This is a genomic window from Paenibacillus sp. P4_A7 (assembly GCF_056402455.1).
Map to the genome: position 1 here is coordinate 1 of NZ_JBFUHJ010000384.1, position 5,479 is coordinate 5,479.

A 5,479-nucleotide genomic window follows, 5' to 3' on the forward strand; every position below is an offset into this window, starting at 1 on the left:
GCTATCAGCTCGGTATCTACTGATCTATTTGCTCTAGAAACCGAGAATGGAAAAGCAGTTGGTATTCTGTATGCTTTGCTTAGCCAAGATGGTAAACGAGTAACACTTACAACAGAAATGCAAACGGATGGCGGCATATATCGGTTAAAAGTAGATGGAAATACATGGGTGTACAGAGTGACCTTGCGTGATACGGTTAAGCCGTTTATAACATCAAGCTTGATTGGCTCAGACGCAAAAATCATGCTTGTGTTTAGCGAAGCAGTAGACAAAGGCTCTGCTGAAAACAAATCAAACTACAAATTTACTAAAGACTTAATTATTAACGCCATCTCCCTTTCATCCGACAACAGAACAGTAATCATTACCACGGGTAAACAAACCGTCTCTACCGTCTACACGCTTTCAGTTAAAAACGTAAAAGATCAGGCCGGTAATATAATGGATTCACGAAGCGACCTATATTTCGGCTCAGTTGTAGATAACTCGGTTCCCGTTATTTCCAAATTAGTAATAGGTCCTAATAAAATCATACTGTCCTACAACGAGTCTTTGGATAGAGGAAACGCCGAGAAGAGACTAAATTACGTATTTGACGGTGGACTTGGTAATCCATCAAAGGCTGTATACAATGACAGCGATAAGACAGTAACGCTAACGACTGGAGAACAGACAGCAGGAAAAGTTTATACGTTAACCGTAAACGGAATTACAGACCGAGATGGTAATGCTATCGCTGCGGGAACGAAGTACTCATTTGTAGGCGAGAATACGAAAGGCGTCGTTCCGCTCACCCTTCAGTCTATTAGTGCAATAAGTGAGAACGAGGCAATTCTCTATTTCAATCGGAGCTTAACAGGCGTCAGCCTCTCCGAGCTTAGGCTAGACATTATTTCTGATAATGGTTCTTCCGTCTCCATGTCAGGCTTGCGTTATTACACATCATCGGTACAAGGCGATGATCGTGCGCTCCGTATTCAATTTGCTAGGACAGATAATACAACTACTTCCATCTTCAAGCAGGGGCATGTTTATGAAGCCATACTTACAGGCATGGCAGGGTTAAAAACATCAAACGATGATAACAGAAAACGCTTTGCTGGTATAGATCAATCAAATAGCAATCCTTACGTAACTAAGATTGTAGCCGTCAACAACACGGCCGTAACCGTTTATTTTAGTGAACCAGTCAAAAACGTCAGCTTCAATTCCTTCCTACTGACGGACGACAAAGACCGTTCTATGAGAATAACTTCGGATCAGTTAAATGACAAAAATAAGATCGTCACACAAGTAACACTTAATTTAGATACTGCACTAGAAGCCGGCAAAACATACCGAATGAGCTTCTATAGCGGCATTACGGATGCTGCAGGTTGGAATGGAATGAAAACGACGGATGGCTCGGATGCATTCCGGATAACGTTCCAAGGAAGCAATCTAAACAATGAGGCTCCTAGAATGAAATCCGTTGTCGCCAAAGATCGCTACACATTTGAGATCGAATTTACTGAGCCAGTAGCAGAAGCCGATCAGGATGTTTTCCAGCTCTACAATGAAACAGATCGCACCAATGTAAATCTAGCAAAAGGCATTTACTCAAGCTCCACTTTGTCTGAGGACCGCTTGAAAGTAACGGTGCGCATGTATCCTGCAGCTACAGCGGCTCTTCGTTCGGATAAGGTCTACAAACTATCCTATAACGCAGACAGCGGTCGGATTACAGACCTCCAAGGGAACCAGTTGGATACTTCTTCTGGTCGTGGAACAGTCCAGTTCAGAGGTGTGGATCTTGATAATGTACGTCCTTTTATTTCATCCATTGAAGCATGGTCCAACCTTATCTTCATTACTTTAAGTGAGGATGTCACTGGCACACCTACAAATGCTTTTGATGTATTTGTGAATGGAAATAAGATTGCGCAAACAGCTGCAACGCAGCAAGGAAATATCATAACACTGCGCCTATACGGTTTCGATGCCGGTAAGCAGGCTAGTGTTAAGCTATCCGCTCTAGGTGCGGAAATCTACCAGGATCTCAACAAACAGAAGCCTATCGCCGATAATATTTCATTCCTTATTCATTAATAATCCGGATTACAAACGCTCACAACAAACAGCCATAATCCCTCACAGGAATTATGGCTGTTTGTCTGTATAGAATTACTGGTTGCTATCGCCATAACAGACAGTCGTCCGATTTCTGCCCTCAGCCTTAGATTGATAAAGAGCCTTGTCAGCCCTTTCAATAATCTCCTTGACGCCATTCCCTCGCCCATCAAAATGAGAAACGCCAATCGATACAAAGATAGGCTTGCCTATCGGGCTTATCGTCTGGGCAATCTCTTCTCTTAAGCGTTCCGCCGTACGAGCTGCATCATGAATGTTTCCAAATCGAACAAGAACACCAAATTCCTCTCCGCCATAGCGGAAGCACAGATCCTCATCCCTTGAGAATTCGCGCAGTTTAGCGGCTAAATACTTCAACACTTCATCTCCAACCAAATGTCCGAACTCATCGTTAACTCTTTTGAAATGGTCGATATCTAGAAGAATAAGCGAGAATGTTAAATGATCCTCCATCCATTCATTTATGGTTTGGTCAAATGTTCTCCGATTAGCAAGTCCCGTCAGCCCGTCCAATTGTATTTCTTTTTTCAATAAACTGAGATGATTATTAATATTATGAGTTAATTGTCTTACCTCGTAAATATACGAGCTCGTCTTTGGTATTTTGGAACGAATGGCTTTGTTTGACAGAATGGCTTCTTCTGAAAATTTAGCAAGTACATAAAGTGGTTTTGTTATGATAAAAGATACATAGCCTGCCGCAAGTAATATAATGACAAATAAAGGAAGTGATTGCATCAAAATATTAAAAATCAGCTTCTTTAAAGGCTCGTCCAAAATCGAGGTAGGGGTCTGCGCAACAATTCCCCAGCCGCTTATAGACTCATAAGCATACCCCGCAAAATAAGAATCGCCTTTTGAATTAATGATCTTCTGCGATCCGCTATGGCCAGATACAGCTCGATTAATCACTTCATTATCCGTAATTGTCTCTCGCAGACGTTCCTTGTCAGGATGAAAGATAAGATGACCGTGTTTGTCTGCTACATACACATAAGATCCATTTCCGTAGAAATGTTCAATTAATTGCCTGCTGAGAACATTACTTTCTTCCAAATAAATGGTTCCGCCCACATAACCGAGATAATCCCCCTTCACGTTCATTATGGGTGAAGAAATTTGAATAATGAGTCTGCCTGTTGCTCCAACGTAGGGCTCTGAGATCAGATGCCTTCTTAGCTCTACTGCCTGTTGTGACGCATAAGACGTAAGTTGCGTACCAATAACAAGTCCCTTAAGGTTAGAGCTGACAGCCTGTACTTTTCTAGAAGCATCGACGATAAAAATCGAATTAAAATATTGCTCATTTGATTTATACCAGATATCTAACTCTTTTTGAGTAAGCGGCTTATTTCCAGCCATTTCTGCAATAGAATCTATATTATTATGCATAATTTTTAGTAATTCGCTCGTATTGGAGGAAAGCTTTTTGGCATATTGATAATTGCTTTCGAGGTAACCTTCGGTTAAAGAATCTTTATTCGTTTTCCATGCAAAATAACCGCTTACGAACGCAGTTAAAAAGACGGATACAAATACTAGTAAGCCTAGCACCTCTCGAAGCTTAAATCCTTTCCGTTTTCCCATGGAAGCTCCTTCTCTTGTTGCAAAACTTTAGTATATATTAGCCCAATAAGAAGAGAAAATATATAACTTTTTATATAARCACCCTTTTATAACCTATTTAATTCTACTTATAATTGCGTATATTATTCAATTCCATGCATCTTTTATTTACCTCGCTCTTGTTCGTAGTGTATGTTACTTATAAAGTCTTTAATTAACTATTAAAGAATTGAATTTATCTAGAAAGGGTTGTAAAAATATATGAATGAAACACTCCTATACATTGAAGACGATCATGAAATTGGAAGCTTTGTTTGCCAGCATTTGAAAGAAAAAGGTTTTGAGGTGAAATGGCTCCGCAGCGGTGAACGAGCACTTGAAGAGGCAAACGGATGCAATCTTGTCATTCTCGATGTCATGCTGCCAGGTCTGGATGGCTTTACGGTGGGACAGCGTCTGAAAAAAACTGATCCAAGCCTCCCGATCCTCATGCTGTCAGCCCGTACTTCAATCGACGATAAGCTGCAGGGCTTGCAGTTCGCCGACGATTATTTGACGAAGCCGTTTCATCCCGATGAGCTTACCGCTCGAATTGAGGTACTGCTCCGTCGATTCTCTTCGCAAACATCCGAGACAACCGCTATCAAGCATCTGCTTGTTTACGAGAAGGAAAATCGAATTGAAAACCGCGATACAGGGTCGGAAATAACTTTGACCGGCAAGCAATTTCAAATATTCACTTACCTATTGCGCCATCTCGGGCAAATTTTAACGAAGGAACAAATCTATGAAGCGGTTTGGAAGGAGCCTTTCCTTGAAGGCGACAAAACGTTAATGGTTCATATTCGTTATTTGCGTGAGAAAATTGAACGCGATCCCGCAGCTCCAGAGATCATTGAAACCGTGCGAGGAATCGGTTACAGGGTAAGAGCATGAAGAAGAAATTGTTCCAGAGCAGCACCAAGTTTCGTCATTCCTTAATGTCACGCTACCTGCTTATCATTATGTTTGCCTTTCTGTTTATTCCAATTATTTTCCCGCTGGCTAGTATGTTGTATCTGATTTCGGAGACTGCCATCCATAAGGAAGAGCCTAGCGATCTAAAGTACGGAAATACCAATCACATTGAAGCCTTATGGCATCAAGAAGCTGCTTCGCTTGGTGACGCTTCTCCTGAACAAGTCGATCGGAAGCTTCAAGAGCTCTCAAAGAAGTACCCCGAAGCGTCCGTCTTTTGGGTCAATGCTGCGGGGGATACACAGCTGCAGCTTCCTAAGCAAACAAAGCTACCTGCTCACTGGACACATGTCGAGGCTATTCAATTTATGAAAGAGAACATAGATAACGATCCATTTACCGTCCTTGCTTTTATAGGTGAAAATAATAGCGGGCCAAGCTTTATGGTGCTTCAAATGCCAAGATCACTGCTCCAAATAAAGGCTCCACTTGGGTCGGGCACGCTCTTTTATGTTACTTTTATTTTTGTCTTGTTCACTTTCTTCATTATCATCTCCCTGTTATTTTTTAGACAAATACGCAGGCGTCTTCTGAGACTACAAGCGGCAATGACACTACGAGGTTTAAACGGCCTTCCGACACCTCTTGTTCAGAAAAAAGAGGATGAGATCGGACAGCTTGAAGCGGCTTTTAACGAAATGGTCGATCAGTTAAGGAAAAGTCAACAGCGGGAGCGGGAAGAAGAACAGCTGCGCAAACGTCTCATTTCCAATTTGTCACATGATTTGCGTACACCGCTAACCGTATTGAACAGTCACCTCTATTC

At 41.7% G+C, this 5,479-nt stretch carries 4 protein-coding genes; 3 read left to right on the forward strand and 1 reads right to left on the reverse strand.

Annotation, left to right across the window (positions count from 1 at the left end; genetic code table 11):
* Positions 1 to 2,088: Ig-like domain-containing domain (locus AC1DWN_RS26830; RefSeq protein WP_477561950.1), on the forward strand; the 2,088-nt coding region annotated here is incomplete at its 5' end.
* A 75-nt stretch (positions 2,089 to 2,163) separates the two neighbouring features.
* On the opposite strand, the gene AC1DWN_RS26835 is transcribed toward AC1DWN_RS26830, so the two are convergent.
* Positions 2,164 to 3,717, reverse strand: coding sequence for a sensor domain-containing diguanylate cyclase (locus AC1DWN_RS26835; RefSeq protein ID WP_477561951.1), 1,554 nt, complete (start codon positions 3,715 to 3,717; stop codon positions 2,164 to 2,166).
* Positions 3,718 to 3,957: 240 nt separating this feature from the next.
* Between AC1DWN_RS26835 and AC1DWN_RS26840 the strand changes: the two genes are divergently transcribed.
* Positions 3,958 to 4,632 (forward strand): response regulator transcription factor, encoded by a 675-nt coding sequence (locus AC1DWN_RS26840; RefSeq protein ID WP_477561952.1) that lies wholly within the window; start codon positions 3,958 to 3,960, stop codon positions 4,630 to 4,632.
* On the forward strand, positions 4,629 to 5,479 hold an 851-nt coding region (locus AC1DWN_RS26845; protein ID WP_477561953.1), incomplete at its 3' end, for a HAMP domain-containing protein. The genes AC1DWN_RS26840 and AC1DWN_RS26845, both read left to right, overlap by 4 nt.

Excerpts from the sequence above, each read along its gene's own strand:
- AC1DWN_RS26840 (WP_477561952.1), top strand. The coding sequence starts at position 3,958 with ATGAATGAAACACTCCTATACATTGAAGACGATCATGAAATTGGAAGC.
- AC1DWN_RS26835 (WP_477561951.1), bottom strand. The coding sequence starts at position 3,717 with ATGGGAAAACGGAAAGGATTTAAGCTTCGAGAGGTGCTAGGCTTACTA.